At 62.0% G+C, this 17,566-nt stretch carries 24 protein-coding genes; 10 read left to right on the top strand and 14 right to left on the bottom strand.

The genetic code is table 11. The annotated features are described in order from the left end of the window. Positions 1 to 109 precede the first annotated feature (109 nt). Together U0S50_RS12280 and U0S50_RS12275 are read left to right on the top strand one after the other, a co-directional pair. Complete coding sequence (locus U0S50_RS12280; RefSeq protein WP_322309052.1) at positions 110 to 583, top strand: NUDIX domain-containing protein; 474 nt, start codon at positions 110 to 112, stop codon at positions 581 to 583. 69 nt (positions 584 to 652) lie between these two features. Then, complete coding sequence (locus U0S50_RS12275) at positions 653 to 1,495, top strand: hypothetical protein (RefSeq protein WP_322309051.1); 843 nt, start codon at positions 653 to 655, stop codon at positions 1,493 to 1,495. 96 nt (positions 1,496 to 1,591) lie between these two features. Here the strand turns inward: U0S50_RS12275 and U0S50_RS12270 are convergent, their stop codons facing one another. Then, the gene (locus tag U0S50_RS12270) at positions 1,592 to 1,936 is read right to left on the bottom strand and encodes an ArsC/Spx/MgsR family protein (protein ID WP_322309050.1); all 345 of its coding nucleotides are present in this window, start codon (positions 1,934 to 1,936) and stop codon (positions 1,592 to 1,594) included. A 199-nt stretch (positions 1,937 to 2,135) separates the two neighbouring features. Here U0S50_RS12270 and U0S50_RS12265 point away from each other — a divergent pair, with 199 nt between their 5' ends. Continuing rightward, entirely contained in the window at positions 2,136 to 2,864 is a 729-nt protein-coding gene (locus U0S50_RS12265) for a murein L,D-transpeptidase catalytic domain family protein (protein WP_322309049.1), read from the top strand. Positions 2,865 to 2,901: 37 nt separating this feature from the next. Here the strand turns inward: U0S50_RS12265 and U0S50_RS12260 are convergent, their stop codons facing one another. The 8 genes from U0S50_RS12260 to U0S50_RS12225 all read right to left on the bottom strand — a co-directional run bounded on the left by U0S50_RS12260 (position 2,902) and on the right by U0S50_RS12225 (position 9,570). Beyond that, positions 2,902 to 3,612, bottom strand: a complete 711-nt coding sequence (locus tag U0S50_RS12260; RefSeq protein WP_322309048.1) for a hypothetical protein — start codon at positions 3,610 to 3,612, stop codon at positions 2,902 to 2,904. 152 nt (positions 3,613 to 3,764) lie between these two features. Beyond that, on the bottom strand, positions 3,765 to 4,280 hold the full coding sequence (locus U0S50_RS12255; RefSeq protein WP_322309047.1) for a hypothetical protein: 516 nt from the start codon (positions 4,278 to 4,280) through the stop codon (positions 3,765 to 3,767). A gap of 44 nt (positions 4,281 to 4,324) precedes the next feature. Next, entirely contained in the window at positions 4,325 to 4,894 is a 570-nt protein-coding gene (locus U0S50_RS12250) for a hypothetical protein (RefSeq protein WP_322309046.1), read from the bottom strand. Between the two features lie 289 nt (positions 4,895 to 5,183). Next, positions 5,184 to 5,645 carry a GNAT family N-acetyltransferase gene (locus tag U0S50_RS12245; RefSeq protein ID WP_322309045.1) on the bottom strand — a complete coding sequence of 154 codons (462 nt, stop codon included), beginning with the start codon at positions 5,643 to 5,645 and terminating at the stop codon, positions 5,184 to 5,186. Positions 5,646 to 5,718: 73 nt separating this feature from the next. Then, complete coding sequence (locus U0S50_RS12240) at positions 5,719 to 7,080, bottom strand: L,D-transpeptidase family protein (RefSeq protein WP_322309044.1); 1,362 nt, start codon at positions 7,078 to 7,080, stop codon at positions 5,719 to 5,721. Positions 7,081 to 7,195: 115 nt separating this feature from the next. After that, entirely contained in the window at positions 7,196 to 8,557 is a 1,362-nt protein-coding gene (gene accC / locus U0S50_RS12235) for an acetyl-CoA carboxylase biotin carboxylase subunit (RefSeq protein ID WP_322309043.1), read from the bottom strand. Between the two features lie 13 nt (positions 8,558 to 8,570). Beyond that, positions 8,571 to 9,059 (bottom strand): acetyl-CoA carboxylase biotin carboxyl carrier protein, encoded by a 489-nt coding sequence (accB, locus tag U0S50_RS12230; RefSeq protein ID WP_322309042.1) that lies wholly within the window; start codon positions 9,057 to 9,059, stop codon positions 8,571 to 8,573. A 70-nt stretch (positions 9,060 to 9,129) separates the two neighbouring features. After that, the gene (locus tag U0S50_RS12225) at positions 9,130 to 9,570 is read right to left on the bottom strand and encodes a type II 3-dehydroquinate dehydratase (protein WP_322309041.1); all 441 of its coding nucleotides are present in this window, start codon (positions 9,568 to 9,570) and stop codon (positions 9,130 to 9,132) included. 80 nt (positions 9,571 to 9,650) lie between these two features. Between U0S50_RS12225 and thiS the strand changes: the two genes are divergently transcribed. From thiS to U0S50_RS12200, 5 genes are all read left to right on the top strand, one after another. After that, positions 9,651 to 9,851, top strand: coding sequence for a sulfur carrier protein ThiS (gene thiS, locus U0S50_RS12220; RefSeq protein WP_322309040.1), 201 nt, complete (start codon positions 9,651 to 9,653; stop codon positions 9,849 to 9,851). Next, positions 9,851 to 10,201 carry a VOC family protein gene (locus U0S50_RS12215; protein WP_322309039.1) on the top strand — a complete coding sequence of 117 codons (351 nt, stop codon included), beginning with the start codon at positions 9,851 to 9,853 and terminating at the stop codon, positions 10,199 to 10,201. Before thiS ends, U0S50_RS12215 begins: the two co-directional genes overlap by 1 nt. 2 nt (positions 10,202 to 10,203) lie before the next feature. Beyond that, the gene (locus tag U0S50_RS12210) at positions 10,204 to 10,980 is read left to right on the top strand and encodes a thiazole synthase (protein ID WP_416194989.1); all 777 of its coding nucleotides are present in this window, start codon (positions 10,204 to 10,206) and stop codon (positions 10,978 to 10,980) included. A gap of 210 nt (positions 10,981 to 11,190) precedes the next feature. Beyond that, entirely contained in the window at positions 11,191 to 12,231 is a 1,041-nt protein-coding gene (locus U0S50_RS12205; RefSeq protein ID WP_322309038.1) for a rod shape-determining protein, read from the top strand. Positions 12,232 to 12,358: 127 nt separating this feature from the next. Further along, on the top strand, positions 12,359 to 12,541 hold the full coding sequence (locus tag U0S50_RS12200) for a CsbD family protein (protein WP_322309037.1): 183 nt from the start codon (positions 12,359 to 12,361) through the stop codon (positions 12,539 to 12,541). A 142-nt stretch (positions 12,542 to 12,683) separates the two neighbouring features. On the opposite strand, the gene U0S50_RS12195 is transcribed toward U0S50_RS12200, so the two are convergent. From U0S50_RS12195 to U0S50_RS12180, 4 genes are all read right to left on the bottom strand, one after another. Beyond that, positions 12,684 to 13,433, bottom strand: a complete 750-nt coding sequence (locus tag U0S50_RS12195) for a hypothetical protein (RefSeq protein ID WP_322309036.1) — start codon at positions 13,431 to 13,433, stop codon at positions 12,684 to 12,686. A gap of 86 nt (positions 13,434 to 13,519) precedes the next feature. Next, the gene (locus U0S50_RS12190; protein ID WP_322309035.1) at positions 13,520 to 13,990 is read right to left on the bottom strand and encodes a DUF1330 domain-containing protein; all 471 of its coding nucleotides are present in this window, start codon (positions 13,988 to 13,990) and stop codon (positions 13,520 to 13,522) included. Continuing rightward, entirely contained in the window at positions 13,963 to 14,508 is a 546-nt protein-coding gene (locus tag U0S50_RS12185; RefSeq protein ID WP_322309034.1) for a GNAT family N-acetyltransferase, read from the bottom strand. The genes U0S50_RS12190 and U0S50_RS12185 overlap by 28 nt, the downstream gene beginning before the upstream one ends. A 219-nt stretch (positions 14,509 to 14,727) precedes the next feature. Then, positions 14,728 to 15,129 carry a glycine zipper 2TM domain-containing protein gene (locus tag U0S50_RS12180; protein ID WP_322309033.1) on the bottom strand — a complete coding sequence of 134 codons (402 nt, stop codon included), beginning with the start codon at positions 15,127 to 15,129 and terminating at the stop codon, positions 14,728 to 14,730. Between the two features lie 179 nt (positions 15,130 to 15,308). Here U0S50_RS12180 and U0S50_RS12175 point away from each other — a divergent pair, with 179 nt between their 5' ends. Further along, on the top strand, positions 15,309 to 15,530 hold the full coding sequence (locus tag U0S50_RS12175; protein WP_322309032.1) for a hypothetical protein: 222 nt from the start codon (positions 15,309 to 15,311) through the stop codon (positions 15,528 to 15,530). A 22-nt stretch (positions 15,531 to 15,552) separates the two neighbouring features. After that, complete coding sequence (rarD, locus tag U0S50_RS12170; RefSeq protein ID WP_322309031.1) at positions 15,553 to 16,470, top strand: EamA family transporter RarD; 918 nt, start codon at positions 15,553 to 15,555, stop codon at positions 16,468 to 16,470. A gap of 31 nt (positions 16,471 to 16,501) precedes the next feature. On the opposite strand, the gene pyrC is transcribed toward rarD, so the two are convergent. Next, positions 16,502 to 17,524 (bottom strand): dihydroorotase, encoded by a 1,023-nt coding sequence (gene pyrC, locus U0S50_RS12165; protein ID WP_322309030.1) that lies wholly within the window; start codon positions 17,522 to 17,524, stop codon positions 16,502 to 16,504. Positions 17,525 to 17,566: the final 42 nt, after the last annotated feature.

Below are 17,566 nucleotides of genomic sequence, written 5' to 3'. Positions count from 1 at the left end.
CGCCGTTCCTGTGGAGCGTTTCACAGCTCGGCCGGGTTGCCGCCTATGCCTCCCGCCTGACCTGTGCAAATCTGGCTCCTGTATCGAATCGTATCGGCGGGATCGGAATATGGCGCTGCATCATCGGCTGATCGGAAAAGCCGCCGGTCTTTATTGGCGGGTCCGCAAGCCGCGAACGCTGGGCGTGCGGGCGGTGGTGCTTGACCCCGACGACCGGGTGGCGCTGGTTCGGCACAGCTACGCCGATCATTGGTATCTGCCCGGCGGCGGCGTGAACAAGGGCGAAAGTTTCGAGGGCGCCTTGCGCCGCGAACTGCAGGAAGAGGTGGCGCTGCACGACGTTCGCGTCGAACGCATCGTCGGCGTCTATCACAGCCGCCGCGAGGCAAAGGACGATCATGTGGTGATCTTTGCGGTTCGGGTGTCCGGCGAAGCGGCGGCGGCCATGCGGCGTGCCGATGTGATGGAGATTGAGCAGGTCGGCTGGTTCCCGCTCGATGGCCTGCCCGCCGACACATCGCCAGCCACCCGTCGCCGCCTTGCCGAATATGGCGCGAACGCCGTAGGCTTGGGAGCTTGGTGACGATGTCAATTCGTATCGGAGGATACCGGTGAACGCGATGATAGCCGCTTTTCAGGGATATGGCACAGCATGAGCCTTGCACTCGCGGTTGCACTCGCAATGGCCTCCGCCCCTTCGCCTTGCACTCCCGTCCCCGGCGCCGCGCAGCTCTGGCGGCAGGAGATGCGCTGGGTGGTGGTCGGTGAAATGCACGGCACCAACGAAACGCCGGCAGCCTTTGCGAATCTCGCATGTCTCGCGGCCGGAACCGGGCGTCCGGTGGTTGTCGCGATTGAATGGTCGTCCGATTGGCAATCGGCGGTGGATGCCTATCTGGCGTCAGATGGCGACGAGGCCGCACGGCGCGACCTGCTCAAGCTGCCGCATTGGCGGTCCGATTATCAGGACGGCCGGGCGAGCAGGGCCTTTATGGCTATGCTAGAGCGTTTCCGCCTGATGCGGCGCGCGGGACTTGTCGCGGGCGTTTCCTGTTTCGACGTCAGCGGCCGGGCTCCACATGAAGGGACACGCGATTTTGCGATGGCGCAGGCCTGGCAGTCTGTCGCGGCACCCGATGACGCGCTGATCCTGATCCTTGTCGGCAATGTCCACGCCATGCGCAGGCCTTTTGCCCTGACGGAGCGGACGATCGAAACCGCAGGATCGTTGCTGCCGCGTGCCCGCACCATGACCGTCAATGTGGTCGGCAATGGGGGCACGGCCTGGAATTGCCGCGCGGACGGATGCGGCGTCAATGGTAACGGACCGCCGCGCAGCGCCGCAGCCGGGATCCGGTTCAGTGCCTCGTCGGACGACCGTTGGGATGCGATCTATGAACTGGGCCTGCCCACGACGGCGGCCGAACCAGCGCTGGACGCTGGCGATGCGCCCCCTCATCGAGACGCGGCGGGAGTCTCCCAAGACGCCCGGTGACGTCCGAAGGCGCCGCTGCCGCGTATTGCTCGGCTTTGCCCACCATATGGCCGCAGCTTCGCCGAACGCTTCCCATTGGCGTCCAATCTTCTGGCGTTACAGAATTTCGTGTACGATGTCCTGCGGGCGGCAAAAGCGCACGCCCTTGTCGGTCTCGACAAAGGGGCGGTTCACATACGCGGCATTGTCGACCATCGCAGCGATGATGGCATCCTCGTCCGCCGCGTCCAGCCCGCGCTCCGCGGCGTCGGTACCGCGCAGGCGAAGCGCATCCTTCGCGCTCATGCCAGCATCGGCGAACAATTGCCGCAGCTTTGCCTCGCTATAGGGCTGCTTCAGATATTCGATGATCGTCAGATCGACGTTCGGCGTGTCCTGAAGGATGGCCAGCGTCTTGCGGGACGTGCCGCAGGCGGGGTTGTGCCAGATGGTTGCTTTCATGATGCGGCTCCTATCCCTTGGGGCGACGTGTCGCAAGTTTGGCGACGTAAACGCGCCATTCACAGCAAATATGCCACATTTGCCCGCATGAAGTGGCAACGCCTTCTTGCCTTTGCTCGCGAAACTGCGGCTTATGGACCCGGTGAGGGACCGTCAAAAGACGGCCACGGCGGGGCTGGGTGGCAATTTGATGAATGAAATGATCAATCGCAGAGCGATTTTGGCCGGGCTTGCCGGGGCAGGCGCGGTGGCCGCGACGCCACTTCGCGCGCAAATGCCCGGCTGGGTTCAGCAACCGGCGCCCGCTACGCCGGCTGTCGATTATCTGGCTGTCGCAAAGCGGCAATTGGACCGGCAGGGGCGCAATATCGCGCAGACCGATCGTGTCGGCATCGTCGATTTCGGCTTGCCGTCGGCACGCCCGCGTTTTGCGTTGGTCGACATGGTCGCCGGGACCATCGATCTGTTTCCGGTGACGCATGGGCGGGGGTCGGACCCACAACATGATGGCTGGCTTAAAAGTTTTTCGAACCGTGTCGGCAGCCTCGCCACCTCGCGCGGCGCCTATCGCACCAGCGACTATTATTGGGGTGCAAATGGGTCGTCGATGCGGCTGGCCGGGCTGGAACCCGACAACAACAACGCCGACGTGCGCGCCATCGTCGTTCACGGCGCCTGGTATGCCGAACCATCGCTGATCGCGACGCAGGGAAAGCTGGGGCGCAGCGAGGGGTGTTTCGTCTTTGGCGAGGCTCTGTTGCCTATGATCCTCTACAAATTGGGGCCGGGCCGCCTGTTGTTTGCCGACAAGCTGAGCGTGCCGCCGGTATCGCGGCCTTTCGACCTGCCGACCGAGCCGTTGCCGGGCACGGAAAATCTGATCCGCACCGGGGCGGGGACCACGGGGCTCCCCGCGAAGGCCGATTGACCGCCGCCAGTCATATGGCGCGCGGACCGACGGCAGGTCAGCCGCAGTCGGCGTTATAGGCCGAAACGCTTGGAAACATGTCCTCGCCGGCGGTAGTGACCGACAGCGTCGCGCCCTGTCGTTGATATTCGAACGCGCAAAATCCAAATCCGGTGCCTGAACAGCCCGTTACCTCGGGGACGCCCCGACGCGCCAGTTCGGCCTCGCGCGGGTCTGTGCGGTTGATCGACGTGCCGCCTGGCACTGGCGTCCAGCCATGCGCTTGCAACGCGATGCGGGCCTTGTTGATCGGCTGGCCATAGATGTTGGGGACAACTGCCTTGCCGCCGCACACCCGGTCAGCGGCCGCGACCGGGCCGACCGTCATGCGCGCCTTGCTGATCCGGATGTCGGCCAGCGGCTGGGGCAGAATGTCGCCGTCCCACAATCGCAGGGCGCCGCCTTCCAATGGCGCTGCAAAGCCGATCGATCGCGCGGTGGACCGTCGGACGTAGGCAAGCGCAATCAAGTGGCCACCGTCAAAAATCGCCACATTGCCATCGCGAATTTCGCATGATCCGCTGGTTCCGGGGTCGAAAGAACCGGCGAAGCTGACGGCCTGGAACCGGCCGACCGCGAGATCGTTCGTCACGCCCCATCCGGCGGCGGCCACCTGCTTGCCCGGCGCCGATCGGGGCTCCGTCTGCTTCCAATCACAAGCGTCCCGCGTCGCGGCGCGCGGTGCGCGCGGCAATCGATCGATCGCCACGAACGCGATGTCCTTGACAGCGGAATCGAGGACAATTTCGCTGTTCTTTTGGGAAGTCGATGATCGCTCCGCGGCGCCCACCGATGCGGAATCGCCGGAAAAGGTTCCAAGCAACGCAGTCGCGGACAAAGCGACGAACACCCCTCTACCTTTCATTCCATTTCTCCCGCATCGGGGCGGTTGTTGGCGGCCGCCGAACGCGCCGCGCTGTCCTGTTCCGCTTGGCCCTCGTCTTCACGGGCGGCACGGCGAAAGAGGAGCCAGCCACCAACAAGGCAGGCGATGGCGACAGCCAGCAAGGGCAGACCAAAGATCAAAAGCACGAAGAAGGCGGCTGTCGCGCTGTCGCGGTCTAGATCGCCGGTGAACACAAAGATCGAGGCGATCGAAAGCAGGGCAAGAATGCCAAGGATTATGCAGCCCCAACCCGCTCTGCGATAACCATTCGATATGCGAAGCAGGAAGAAGGTCACGGCAACGGCGGCTGACAATTGAAGGATGACGGGCGCCGCGACGAGCAGCCCGTTATCGTCGAGCCCCGCATCATATGAAATGCCGAAAATGCCAAGCACCAGGGCCAGTGCCGCCATCAGCGGCGTGCCGCTGGTATAGCCGACAATCAGGCCAAAGATCAGGCTGGAAATCCAGCGGTTCGCATTTCCGTTCATGGGATGATCCTTCAAACCTTCGTCAGTGACCGGCAACCTGAGGATCAGCCCGGAATAGGGCCGATGGGCCACGTACCAAGCGGCGCCAGACTTTCCGCGTCATAGGAGCAGCGTGAATAGAGCGTGAAACGCTTCTCTCCGTCATGGTACCAATCCGCGCCCTGGCTATATTCGATAACGCCTGTTGACCAGCAGACGGCCGCTGCGTCGCCGTCGAGGGCCATCAGGATCGACCAGTTTACATCGCCACCGGACGCAGGCTCAAACGCGCTCATCAGCAGGCGCCCTTCGGACTCGATAATCGGTCCGGCCGTCGATTTCGCGGTTTCGACGAGCAGGCTATCGCGGATCTCCGGATCGGAGACAGAGCGTCGGACCGCAGCAACCACTGCCGGGTGGTGCAGGAAATCGACCCCGTCGACCTTGTCCCACGGATATTTTCCGACATAGGCCGAAAGGGCGGGCGCTGCCGCCGGGCTCGCTTCGGGGGTGGCATCTTCGGTTCCGATACGGTTTTCCGTGTGTCCGTCGCCGGACTGTTCCGTCGGCGTCGCCGCCGAACAGGCACTGGTCCAAAGCATTGCGCCAATGAGGATGGCGGCTTTTGGCATCATGACATGAATTCTCCTGATCCGCGCCGACGTGGCGCCTCGCTTCCTCGTGGTCAGCCAAGGGGGATTGTCGACCATGTTCAAGTTTTGGGGTGTATCGATACATAATTCTGTGAGCGCGATCACCCAAAAGCCAGAGATTATATGGTGTTGGCTCGCGGTCTGATTGCGAAGCCGGCAAGCGCTTTGCGAGGGGTGTCTGATACTGCAATCGCAACGTCATTCTCGGCATCGGCGGCCTGGGCTGAGCTTGGGGGGGGGGGGGGCTTGTTTCGGCCGACGGGCGGCGCGGTCAGGCCCGATGCAAGGCGCTTAGCATCATGTCCCAGCGATCGAGCCCGGGCGCGTACCCATCCAGGGTGATCTTGACGACACGAAAGCCAAGGCGTGCATAAAAGCCCTGACTGTGCTGGCTGGTGTCGATCAGCACGCGATGAACGCCCGGCACGCGGAAAATCGCGTCGAGCCGCGCCTCGACCAGGCTTGTTCCCAAACCGCTCCCGTGGCGGGTGCGATCAACCATCCCCCAGCACAGCATGGCGCTTTGGCCGTCGCCGGTCGTCATATGGCCGCCACACCCGACAATGCGTGCTCCGTCGACCAGCACCAGATAGCATTGCTCGATCTCCTTTTGGTCGAGGAAATCGGCAAAGTCGGCCCGCTCGCTGCTGGCGAAAAATTGCAGCACATTGCTGTCGAACAACGCCAGGCACGCAGTCTTGTCAGACGGTCGATAGGGGCGTGTGATCGTCATCGAAGGGAAGAATGAAAGGCAATAATGGAGCCGGCTGGACGAAGGTGTGCGCCTTGCCCGGCCATCTTGCCGATCAATATATGCCGCTGGTCCCGGGCGTCGTCACGCGCGATGTGGTCTGCACCGTCGGTGCGATTTCTGGGGGCTTGGGCGCGATGATCGCCGCTGTTGGTCGCCCGGGCTTGGCAAAGCTGGCAACCACGGGTGCGTCACGGCCGTATAGGTCAGACAGCTTTTTTACACCGCCTTTGCCGTCCGGAATGACCGTCCAATAGGCGACATAGACGGGAAAGGGGGCCTCGAAACCGAATCTTGTGGTCTTCCCGCTGGCGATCGCTTCTCCGAATTCCTCGGGGCTGCGTCCTGCGAACATCACGGCCATCAGCCCCGAGAAATGCAGGGCGCGTTCGGTCCGGATGCATCCGTGGCTAAAGGCTCGGGCGGCGGCATTGAATGCGCCCTTCGAAGGAGTGTCGTGCAGATAGATGGCATGTTCGTTCAGCATTTCCATCTTCATGACGCCCAGGGCGTTATTGGCACCGGGCTTTTGCACCACCGACAGCGACTTTCCGCTGCCCGTCCATGTATATCCCTGCGCGCGGGCGCGCGCCGGATTGTTGGCGATCGTGGCTCCGATGCCTTCGTTGATGATACTGCGCGGCAGTGTCCAGTTCGGGTTGACGATAATGCCCGTTGCCATCGGGTTGAGCTGGGGCGTCGGGGTCGACGCCTTGCCTACCACCGCTTTGTGCGTCGCGATGGTCGTGCCGCCATGGACGACGCGGGTCATATATTCGGGCACATTGCTGACGACATAGCGCGGCCCGAGGTCGCGGGGCATCCAGCGCCACCGTTCCATATTGACCCGGATCGCATTGGCGTCGGCCGGCGTCCTGGCCGCCTTCAGCGCCTTTTTCAGGACCAGAAAATCGGGATGGATCGGATCGAACTCGGCCAGCGTGTCCGGGATCGTGTTGGTCGCCAGCGCCGTCGCCAACAGGTGCAGCAACGGCATATGATCGGCATCATTGTCGGTCATGAACCATTGTTTGCGGGCGGCATTGGGGGTCCGTCCGTCGCGCAGGTGGGTTGCGAGTAGCAGAAAGCTGTCCGTGGCTACCTTGTCGAGCGCGATTTGATTGCCTTCAAGGATCGCGGCGGCGAGGGCGTCGGGATTATAATCCTTCGCAAACAGCCCTTCGTCACCGACATTTTCTATGAAACGCAGCAGAGCGGTTGCATTATCTTCGTCCCAGCTCGGCAGGCCGGAAACCGCCTCCACGACGGGAGCATCGTCGGCGACCTTGTCGGGCTGGATGACAACCGAATCCTCTTTTACGTCTCTCGTCTGCGCGGTCGCGGGCGCGGAGAAAAGCATCAAGGGGAGGATCAGCGTAGCGGCGCCGCGTGAGTAAATGGATGGGTTTTTAGCCATAGCCAAAGCCCATAGCCAAAAAAAAGAGGTGGCGAAAGTGAGCTGCAGGCCGGCGTCGTGGCAAATGTGACGGCGGCCGCGGCCGCCGTCGGTTCAGCAAAGATCACCAGCGGTTTCAGGCCGCCGCATCATCCTCGCTGCTGGCCAACCATTCCTCGAGCCACTTGATCGTATAATCGCCATGGATCACGTCGGGGGCCGACAGCAACGCCTGGTGAAGCGGGATGTTCGTCTTGACGCCCGCGATGACCATTTCCTCGAGCGCCCGACGCATACGCATCATGCAGCTTTCGCGACTGCGACCATAAACGATCAGCTTGCCGATCATGCTGTCATAATAGGGCGGGATCGAATAACCGGCGTAAAGTCCGCTATCGACGCGTACATGCATACCGCCTGCCGGGTGATAAGCCGTGACCCGGCCCGGCGAAGGCATGAAGGTGCGTGGATCTTCGGCATTGATACGGCATTCGATCGAATGGCCGCGAAATTCTAGATCCTCCTGGCGCACCGACAGGCCGCGACCGTCAGCGATGCGAATCTGTTCGCGGACCAGATCGAACCCGGTGATCATCTCGGTCACGGGATGCTCGACCTGAATTCTGGTGTTCATCTCGATGAAATAGAATTCGCCGTTTTCCCAAAGGAATTCGATGGTACCGGCGCCGCGATAGCCCATTTTTGCCATGGCGTCGGCGCAAACGCCGCCCATGCGCGCCCGTTCTTCGGCGGATATGACTGGCGAGGGGGCTTCCTCTAGCACCTTCTGGTGGCGGCGTTGTAGCGAACAGTCGCGCTCGCCCAGATGAATCGCATTGCCGTTGCCGTCGCCGAACACCTGAAATTCGATGTGGCGTGGATTGCCGAGATATTTCTCCATATAGACGGTCGGGTCGCCAAAGGCGGCCGCCGCCTCGCTCGACGCCTGACCCATCAGGCTTTCCAGGCCAGCTTCTTCCGGCACGACCTTCATGCCGCGCCCGCCGCCGCCCGATGCTGCCTTGATCAGTACCGGATAACCGATTTCCTCGGCGAGCTTTTTGGTTTCTTCGCCATAAGTGACGGCGCCGGGCGAGCCCGGGACGACCGGCAGGCCCAGCGACACCGCAGTGCGCTTGGCTTCGACCTTGTCGCCCATGGTCCGAATATGTTCGGGCTTGGGCCCGACGAAGACCATGTCATGCGCTTCGATAATCTCTGCGAAACGTGCGTTTTCCGACAGAAAGCCATAGCCAGGATGGATGGCGTCGGCGCCCGTCACCTCGGCGGCCGAAATGATCGCCGGGATATTGAGATAGCTGTCCTTCGCGGCCGGCGGGCCAATGCACACGGCCTCGTCGGCCAGTCGCACGTGCATGGCGTCGGCGTCGGCGGTCGAATGGACCGCAACCGTCTTGATGCCCATTTCGTGCGCTGCACGGTGGATGCGCAGCGCAATCTCGCCCCGGTTGGCGATCAGCAGTTTTTCAATAGCCATGGTCGGCGTGGCCTCAGTCGATGGTGAACAGCGGCTGGTCATATTCGACCGGCTGGCTGTTCTCGACATGCACGGCCTTCAGCGTGCCGGAGCGGGGCGCGGTGATTGGGTTCATGACCTTCATCGCCTCGATGATGAGGATGGTCTCGCCTTCCTTCACGGCGGAACCGGTGCTCGCGAAATTGGGCGCGCCCGGTTCGGGAGCGAGATAGACGGTGCCAACCATTGGCGATTTTACGGCGTCGGCGAAGCTGTCGGCTGCCGGAGCAGCAGCGACTGCGGCCGCCGGGGCGGGTGCAGCGGCGACGGACGCTGCAACCGGTGCGGCGGCCAGCGGGGCCATCGCGACGGGAGCGGCGGCGGTCAGCGTGCGCACGACACGCACCTTGCGGTCGCCATCCTCGACCTCGATCTCCGAAAGCTGCGTATCGTCCAGCAATTCCGCGAGCGCGCGGACGAAGGCCGGATCGATGTTGATGCCATGGTCGTTATGGTCACCCATGAGAATATTGTCCTGTCGTTATGTCGCCGCAACCTGGCGGCTTGACCCCTGTTTTGATCGCGCCCTCTTGTCAGAGTCGCGCGGCGGCGTCCAGCGCAAGCGTATAGCTTTCGGCGCCATGGCCCGCGAAATGTGCGGTCGCTGCCATGCCCACATAGCTGATATGACGAAAAGTTTCGCGTTTCATCGGGTCCGATAGATGGACTTCGATTACCGGCACGCGGATCGATTTGATCGCGTCGTGAAGGGCGATGGATGTGTGTGTATAGCCTCCTGCATTCAGCAGGACCGCTTTCGCGCCTGCGAAATGCGCCTCATGCAACCAGTCGATCAGATCGCCCTCGTGATTCGACTGGCGGCAGTCGATCTCCAGCCGCAGTTCATTCGCCTGCGTGGCGAGGCGAATATGGATGTCGTCCAATGTGTCGTGGCCGTAAATTTCGGGCTCGCGGGTGCCCAGTAGGTTCAGGTTCGGGCCAGACAGGACAAAGACGATCGGAGAGTGCGACAAAGTCGGCCTTTCGGTTGCGGCGATGCTGCTCCCCCCTATATGGGCTCTGCGTCAAAAGGCAAAGCAAGGCGGATACCACGGTGATTTCTATCATCCTCAATGGCGAAGCGCGGCAGGTGCGTGAAGGGAGCGTTGCGGATCTGGTCGCGTCGCTGGGGCTTGATGTGAAGAAGGTCGCTGTAGAGCGCAATCGCGATATCGTTCCCCGTTCGACGCTTGCTGATGTCGCGCTGGCGGATGGTGATACGCTGGAAATTGTTCATTTCGTGGGAGGCGGTTGATGCCGGTGGCACGGATCGTACCCAATCGCTACACCGCGAATGCGGCGGACGGTAAGGGCTTTTTCAGCGATGTGTTGGGGCTGGAAACCGCGATGGAGATGGATTTCATCACCACCTATCGATCGAGCAGCCAGCCGATGGCGCAAATCAGCATTCTGACGGATGACCCGTCCGGACTGCGCCCCGCTTATTCGGTGGGGGTCGATGATGTCGATGCCGTATATGCGCGCGCGGTCGCGGCCGGGCACGACATTATCTACGCGCTGCGCGATGAACCCTGGGGTGTTCGCCGCTTTTTCGTTCGCGATCCGCTGGGCGACATTGCGAATGTGATACAGAATAAGGACTGAATGTGGACAAGACCGATCAATGGACCGTCGCTGGCCGGACCTTTTCCTCGCGCCTGATCGTGGGCACCGGGAAATATAAGGATTTTGAACAGAATGCCGCGGCGGTTGCTGCGTCGGGGGCTGAAATCGTCACGGTTGCGGTCCGCCGCGTCAATGTGTCGGACCCATCTGCGCCGATGCTGACTGATTACATCGACCCCAGAAAGATTACCTATCTCCCCAACACGGCCGGTTGTTTCAATGCCGATGATGCGATCCGCACGTTGCGCCTTGCGCGTGAGGCCGGCGGATGGGATCTCGTCAAACTGGAGGTGCTGGGCGAAGTAAAGACGCTCTACCCCAATATGCGCGAGACGCTCGAGGCGACCGAGGTGCTGGCCAAGGAAGGCTTTCTGCCGATGGTTTATTGCGTCGACGATCCGATCGCCGCGAAACAGCTGGAGGATGCGGGCGCCGTTGCGATCATGCCGCTTGGCGCGCCGATCGGTTCCGGACTGGGTATCCAGAATCGCGTGACGATACGGCTGATCGTAGAGGGGGCGTCGGTTCCGGTCCTGGTCGACGCGGGGGTCGGTACCGCTAGCGATGCCGCAGTGGCTATGGAACTCGGCTGCGACGGGGTGCTGATGAACACAGCCATCGCCGAAGCCAAGGATCCCATTCGCATGGCGCGCGCGATGAAGGCGGCGGTCGAAGCTGGTCGGGACGCCTATCTGGCCGGCCGCATGGGACAGCGTCGCTACGCCGATCCATCGAGTCCGCTGGCGGGGCTGATCTGACCGCGAAAGACGCGCTAGAACGCGGATGAAATGTACCGGAGCGGCGGGCAGAGGTGCTCGCTACTCCATCAACCCTAAGAAACCAACGACTGGGCCGGTGGTGCGATTGACGCCGCGCGGCCTTGTCCACATGCCGCGACAGGGGGTTCGAATGGCCCCCGCGCGGGAGTCTGGCGGACCCATTTTTCATATTATCGGGGGCCGCCGCCTATGAATATCTTCAACCGGTTCGCATCGAGCGGGCACGATGTCGCGATCGATCTCGGAACCGTGAATACCGTTATATACGTCCGGGGACGAGGCATTGTGCTCAACGAACCGTCCGTCATCGCGCTCGAAACGCGCGATGGCCGTCGTCATGTCAAGGTCGTCGGCAACGAAGCGAAGCCGATGATGGGCAAGACGCCTGCCAATATCGAAGCGTTGCGTCCGCTGCGTGACGGCGTGATTGCCGACATCGAAATTGCCGAACAGATGATCAAGCATTTCATCGACAAGGCGCTGGGCGGTCCCAGTCGCCTGCGCCGCCGCAGCAATGTGGTGGTGTGCGTGCCGTCGGGGTCAACCCCTGTCGAACGCCGCGCGATCCGCGATGCCGCGTCCAATGCCGGTGCGCTGGCGGTTCAATTGCTGGAGGAGCCGCTGGCGGCGGCGATCGGGGCAGGGTTGCCCGTTGCGGAGCCCCGCGGGGCGATGGTTGTCGATATCGGGGGCGGTACGACCGAGGTTGCCGTGTTGTCGCTCGGCGGTGTCGCTTATAGCGGTTCGGTGCGGGTCGGCGGCGACAAGATGGATGACATGATCGCCGCCTATATTCGCCGCAAACATAACATGATGATCGGCGAGATGACGGCCGAGCGAGTGAAGCTCACGATCGGGCGCGCGGTCGCCCCGCAGGACGAAGGGCAGCGCATGATCGTCAAGGGGCGCGACCTGGTAAATGGTCGTCCCTCCGAAGTCACCGTGACCGAGGCAGAGGTGGCAGAGGCGCTGGCCGAGCCGATCGGGCAGATCATCGGTGCGGTTCGGGCCGCGCTCGAACGAACGGCGCCCGAACTGTCGGCGGATATTATCGATGAAGGGATCACGTTGACCGGCGGGGGTGCCTTGCTCGGTCGGATGGACGAGGCAATCGCCCGGGCGACGGGGCTACCGGTGCGTGTGGCCGACGATGCGTTGGTGTGCGTCGCGATGGGTGCGGGGTTGGCGTTCGAGAATCGCGTCTATCAGGGTGTGCTGATGGCGGCCTGAGGCCTTGCTGGAGTGCCGCTTGGCTCGGCTTCCGAACGTCCTGCCGGACAGCGGGGAACATCCACCAGTTCGCGCTCGTTGATGATACATGAGGCGATCAGGCCTCTGTAAAGCAAGGAGAAAGCCGATGGGTGAACTCAAGGAAAAGGCCAAGGGTCTCGCAAATGAGGCTGCCGGCAACACCAAGCAAGCGATCGGCAAGGCGACGGACAATGAACGGTTGCGGGCCGAAGGCGAAGCCCAGGAGCGCAAGGGCGAGGCGCAGAATTTGAAAGGCGATATTGCCGGGGCTCTCGGCGACAAAATCTGACGCTCTGTATCTTCCCCTGAAAGTGAAAAAGGCTCCGGTTTCCCGGAGCCTTTTTCGGTTGGCCTGACTTCGCGTTCCAGCCGTGTCGCGGCGTAGCCGCCGGGCGCTCCGGCGCGAGTGTGCGGTTGTACCGGCAGGCGGCCTATTTGCCGCCGGAGGCGACCAGATCGACGTCTGTCATATTGCCGTCGCGGCGTGCAAAAATGACATAGGCCAGATCGCCCTTTGTGCCACCGAGCATATGTTCATTGTCCCGCAGCCGATGGTCGCTCGTGTAACCGGCGCGGATCGCCATGGTATGATAATAGTCGAATACGGACTGGATCGACGCGGCAGTCTGAAAATTGACGACGCGCAAATTGCATTTGCCGCCGGCAATTCCCGCCGCTTCGCGTAAAGTAGCGCGCGGATAGACCTTGAAAGCCGCAGGCAGGCGATCTGCCCATTGATTGCCATAGGTCAGCTTGGCATCACATGCGCCCTTGGATTGTTCGCGTGCGAGCGCGCCGATCGTAACCGGTTTTTTCTTTGCTTCGCACCCGTCGCAATTCTCCTCGAAGGGTAATGCCCTGGGGGCGGTCAGCAGTTTGCCGGCTTTCAGCGCCGCCGCTGCTTCGGCGACGGTCGCGGCCTTGCCGCCCGGCGCTCCGGGAACTCCGCCATCGACCGGTCGATTGCCGGGGCCTGCGGCATTCTGGTTTGCTTGGCCGGTCAGCTTGGGGTCGACCATGATCTTGTCTTCCAGCGCCCCCTTGATCGCGGGGTCGGCGTCGGTCAGTCCGTCGTCAAGCGGTGTCAGTTCGGCTTTGTTGTCCGGATTGTCGCGGCATCCGCCGAGCCCCATTGTGGCGGCCAGCAGCCCTGCAACCAACCATTTTCCGCGCAACATCATCGCTAACACTCCCTTAATCTCTGATCTGGCTTGCCGTTGAACGGTTAAGAAGATGTGAGCAAAAATCGTTAATGGGTAAGGATTTATTATCCAAAAACTGTACCGGAGCGAGACGCGCCGGATCCGCAGCGGATAAGCCGCGAACTTTCGACAGCCGCCTGCCGGTGCACGACCGCCTGCCGATATACCGGATCGGTTACCATCTCCATGAAGGCGCCGGAATTGGGGTATTGGGCCACAAAGATCGCGTCCCAATATTCCTCGCTCGGACCGATCAGCATGGCCTCCATGGCGCCCCGCCACAGGATGCTGCCGCCGACCCGTTGAAAGATTGGCCCGCTATCCTGTCCGTACCGCGCATAGGCTTGCGCGCCGCTCAATTGTTTGGCGGCCAGCGGGTGATCGGAGGGATATGTGGCGTGCGCCTTGAACCGGACGAGGTTCAGCATATGAATGGGCGTGTCGCGCGGCAGTGCCTTGAAAGCGTCGAATTGGGCGCGTTCGGGATCGACGAAACGGTCCGTCATATCTAAAATTCCTTGCGCTTTTGGCGCCACTGATCTGCGCTTTGGGTCCAGGCATCGACTGGCGCCGTTTCAAAGGGGGGCGGAAGGCGCGTCGCGCCAGCGTTCGCCGCGCCAAGTCGTTTGGCAAGCGCTTGCGACCGCGTGTTGGCGGGATCGATGCAGTGCATCAGTTGCGGCCATTTCAGGAATTCGATGGCGAAATCACAGGCCGCGACGGCCCCTTCGAACGCATAGCCTTTGCCCGCGAAACTGGCGCGGACACCATAGCCGACCTCGGGGGCTGGCCAGCCGTCGGGTTCCCATGGGCCCAGCCGCCCGACCCATTCGCCGGTACTGCGTTCGATAACCGAAAACATCGAAAAGCCGCGAATGTGCCATGCACCGGCAAGGGTGCACCATTGCCGCCACGCCGCCGATCGCGAGCAAGCGCCGCCGATGAAGCGCATTGTCTCCTCTTCAGTGCACATCGCGGCAAATGCGTCGAAATCCTCGGCGGCGGGCGGGCGGAGGATCAACCGCTCGGTGACAAGCAGAGGGCCGTTGAGCATGGCGATCCTTTCCAAGAAGGGCATTGGGGAGGACGGATAACTATGCCTTTGGGGCAAGTCGGCGGGCAGGGCAAGGTGTGACGGGCCCGCGACGTCGTTGGTCTGCGCGCTCCCCATCCCTTAAATGACAAGAGGGCGCCCGCAAAGGTGGGCGCCCTCTTCCGTCACAGGTGCGGGAGGAGGGGGGAGCCCTCGCACGCGTGACAAAGCTGTTGGATTTTATCGGCAGCGGTACTTGTCGCGGTCGATCTCGCGGCCGATCAGTGCGCCGGCGCCCGCACCGATAATCGTGCCGAGCAGCTTGTCGCCATTCCCGGCGATTTCATGGCCGGCAAGGCCGCCCACCGCGCCGCCGATCAACAGGCCCGTGGTGCCATTGTCGCGCTTGCAATAATAACGTCCATCATTGCCGCGCCAGATGCGTGTGTCGCGGTCGATGCGTTCGTCGCGCGCATAATAGCGGCGATCTTTCTTGCGCTTGCGATGATATTCGCTCGTCGTTTCCAGCTTGTTGAAGCCAGGCGCCCGCACGTCGGTGGGAACGCCGGCAAATGCCGGAGCGGTCATGGCTACGCCTGCGGTAACGGCCGCGCTCATCAGGCCTTTGGCAAACATGTTCATGGCTTATCCTTTCCTGGTCTCGCGTTTCGATCTCTTTATGGATCGACCGCTTCGTGGGGAGAACGAGTGAAATTTGCCTTGTGTTGCATGAACCTAGGGCAACAAGATCAGCCGAGTGCTGGCGTCGATGAACCGAAAAGCGCTTGCCGCCTGTCGAGAGCCATGCGACATGTTGCCCTATGTTGAACATCGTCTCGCTCGTGATCGGAGCGGTCGCGCTCCTTCTGGCTCTTGTGGCCTTCATCCCGCTGCTGGGGTGGGCCAATTGGGTGATTATCCCCTTCGCCGTCGTCGGTCTGGCGTTGGGGGCGATGTCGGACAGCAATGCCGGACGCAATCTCAATATCGTCGTCATCGTTGTCGGTGTCATCCGCCTGATGTTGGGTGGCGGCATCATCTGACGCTCCCGCAAAAGGCGATATCATGTCACAGCGTCCGGCCCCTTCCGGGGGCAGTCAGAACGGCTTGCCCTATGCGCTTGCTGCCTATGGGATATGGGGCGTTGTTCCCCTGTTCTTCAAGCTCTTGGAAAATGTCCCGGCCGGAGAGGTGCTGGCGCAGCGGGTTATCTGGTCGCTGCCGCTTTGTTTCGTCATCATGGCGTTCCGACGCCAGCTTGGCGAGTATCTGGCAGCGCTTGCGGACTGGCGCGTTCTACGGATGCTACTCGCCAGCGCCTTGCTGATCGCGGGGAATTGGCTCGTCTACATCTATGCGGTCTTTACCGACCATGTGCTCGCCGCCAGCCTTGGCTATTATCTCAACCCGCTGATCAATGTCCTGCTTGGCATGTTGTTCCTGGGGGAACGTCTGTCGCGCTTACAGGGTGTGGCGGTCGCGGTGGCGGCGTTGGGCGTCGCCATATTGCTGGCCGGGGCGCTGGATACATTGTGGATCAGCTTGACGCTGGCGCTGTCCTTTGGAACCTATGGATTGATCCGCAAGATTGTGCCGGTGGGGGCATTGCCGGGACTGTCGGTCGAAACGACGGTGTTGCTTCCCGTCGTGTTTGTCGCTGCCGCCTACTATCTATGGATTGGCGACGGACGGGGTTTTGGATCGGACGTCTCGACCAGCTTGTTGCTCGCCGCTTCGGGGGTCGTGACGGCGGTGCCGTTGCTGCTGTTCGCGACCGCCGCCCGGCGCATGAGCTATGCGGTGCTTGGCTTCACCCAATATCTGGCGCCCAGCATTGCCCTTGTGATCGGACTGTTCGTTTTCAACGAACCGTTGAAACCCGCCCAGCTTTTCTGCTTCGTTCTGATCTGGATCAGCGTTGCGATCTTCAGCTTCGACATGTGGCAAAAATCGCGAGCGCAGAAAATCCCTCCGACGCCCTAGGTCGCCCCTCCGCAATTACGGCGGGGTGGCTTCAGGTCATCCGCCAGCCGAGCGTTTCACCCGCATGGAACGGAACCACTTCGCCGATCCGGTCCGGGACGGTCACGGGCGTGCGCTCGAGTGTCACGGTGCCCTCATTCAGCGGCAGGCCATAGAAACGCGGGCCATGCTCGCTTGCAAAGCCCTCGAAACGATCAATCGCGCCGTCTTCATCAAAGGCGGCAAGATAGGATTCGAGAGCGAAGGGCGCGTTGAAAATGCCTGCGCAGCCGCATGCCGATTCCTTGGTATGCGCGGCATGGGGCGCACTGTCGGTGCCAAGGAAAAATTTTGACGAACCCGATGTGGCCGCGGCGCGCACCGCAAGCCGGTGATGTTCGCGCTTGGCGACCGGCAGGCAATAGGCGTGGGGACGGATGCCCCCTACAAGCATCGCATTGCGGTTGATATGCAGATGCTGCGGAGTGATTGTCGCGGCGACATTGGCGGGGGCGTCGGCAACGAACTGCGCGGCTTCCGCGGTGGTGATATGCTCGAACACGATCTTCAGCGCCGGCATTTCGCGGACAAGCGGCGCCAGCGTGCGGTCGATGAAAACGGCTTCCCGGTCGAAAATGTCGACATCATGGTCGGTCACTTCGCCGTGGATCAGCAGGGGCATGCCGATATCCTGCATTTTTTCCAGCACGCGGCGGATGTTGGCAATGTCGGTCACGCCATGCGCGCTGCCTGTGGTCGCATGGGCGGGATAAAGTTTGGCGGCGGTGAACACGCCTTCGGCATGGCCGCGCGCCATTTCCTCTGGATCGCTTGCGTCGGTCAGATAGGCGACGATCAACGGCGTGAAGTCCATCCCTGTCGGCACTGCCGCACGAATCCGTTCACGATAGGCGATTCCCTCGGACACGGTCGTTACCGGCGGTGCCAGATTCGGCATGATGATCGCGCGGGCAAATTGGCGCGCCGTATAGGGCGCGACATGCGCCAGCATGGCGCCGTCACGAAGATGGACATGCCAGTCATCGGGGCGACGGATGGTCAGGCGTTCGGTCATGGCGTACTCATTCGTTTTGCGGGCTTGGCTTTGGCTGCCGCG

Source organism: Sphingopyxis sp. (genome assembly GCF_034380315.1).
GTDB lineage: Bacteria > Pseudomonadota > Alphaproteobacteria > Sphingomonadales > Sphingomonadaceae > Sphingopyxis.
This window is presented reverse-complemented; position numbering and strand designations above follow the sequence as displayed.

Excerpts from the sequence above, each read along its gene's own strand:
- U0S50_RS12195 (WP_322309036.1), bottom strand. The coding sequence starts at position 13,433 with ATGATGTTGCGCGGAAAATGGTTGGTTGCAGGGCTGCTGGCCGCCACA.
- accC (WP_322309043.1), bottom strand. The coding sequence starts at position 8,557 with ATGGCTATTGAAAAACTGCTGATCGCCAACCGGGGCGAGATTGCGCTG.
- pyrC (WP_322309030.1), bottom strand. The coding sequence starts at position 17,524 with ATGACCGAACGCCTGACCATCCGTCGCCCCGATGACTGGCATGTCCAT.
- U0S50_RS12205 (WP_322309038.1), top strand. The coding sequence starts at position 11,191 with ATGAATATCTTCAACCGGTTCGCATCGAGCGGGCACGATGTCGCGATC.
- U0S50_RS12275 (WP_322309051.1), top strand. The coding sequence starts at position 653 with ATGAGCCTTGCACTCGCGGTTGCACTCGCAATGGCCTCCGCCCCTTCG.
- accB (WP_322309042.1), bottom strand. The coding sequence starts at position 9,059 with ATGGGTGACCATAACGACCATGGCATCAACATCGATCCGGCCTTCGTC.
- U0S50_RS12175 (WP_322309032.1), top strand. The coding sequence starts at position 15,309 with ATGTTGAACATCGTCTCGCTCGTGATCGGAGCGGTCGCGCTCCTTCTG.
- U0S50_RS12180 (WP_322309033.1), bottom strand. The coding sequence starts at position 15,129 with ATGAACATGTTTGCCAAAGGCCTGATGAGCGCGGCCGTTACCGCAGGC.
- U0S50_RS12240 (WP_322309044.1), bottom strand. The coding sequence starts at position 7,080 with ATGGCTAAAAACCCATCCATTTACTCACGCGGCGCCGCTACGCTGATC.
- U0S50_RS12255 (WP_322309047.1), bottom strand. The coding sequence starts at position 4,280 with ATGAACGGAAATGCGAACCGCTGGATTTCCAGCCTGATCTTTGGCCTG.
- U0S50_RS12265 (WP_322309049.1), top strand. The coding sequence starts at position 2,136 with ATGATCAATCGCAGAGCGATTTTGGCCGGGCTTGCCGGGGCAGGCGCG.
- U0S50_RS12245 (WP_322309045.1), bottom strand. The coding sequence starts at position 5,645 with ATGACGATCACACGCCCCTATCGACCGTCTGACAAGACTGCGTGCCTG.
- U0S50_RS12270 (WP_322309050.1), bottom strand. The coding sequence starts at position 1,936 with ATGAAAGCAACCATCTGGCACAACCCCGCCTGCGGCACGTCCCGCAAG.
- U0S50_RS12200 (WP_322309037.1), top strand. The coding sequence starts at position 12,359 with ATGGGTGAACTCAAGGAAAAGGCCAAGGGTCTCGCAAATGAGGCTGCC.
- rarD (WP_322309031.1), top strand. The coding sequence starts at position 15,553 with ATGTCACAGCGTCCGGCCCCTTCCGGGGGCAGTCAGAACGGCTTGCCC.
- U0S50_RS12280 (WP_322309052.1), top strand. The coding sequence starts at position 110 with ATGGCGCTGCATCATCGGCTGATCGGAAAAGCCGCCGGTCTTTATTGG.
- U0S50_RS12215 (WP_322309039.1), top strand. The coding sequence starts at position 9,851 with ATGCCGGTGGCACGGATCGTACCCAATCGCTACACCGCGAATGCGGCG.
- U0S50_RS12185 (WP_322309034.1), bottom strand. The coding sequence starts at position 14,508 with ATGCTCAACGGCCCTCTGCTTGTCACCGAGCGGTTGATCCTCCGCCCG.
- U0S50_RS12250 (WP_322309046.1), bottom strand. The coding sequence starts at position 4,894 with ATGATGCCAAAAGCCGCCATCCTCATTGGCGCAATGCTTTGGACCAGT.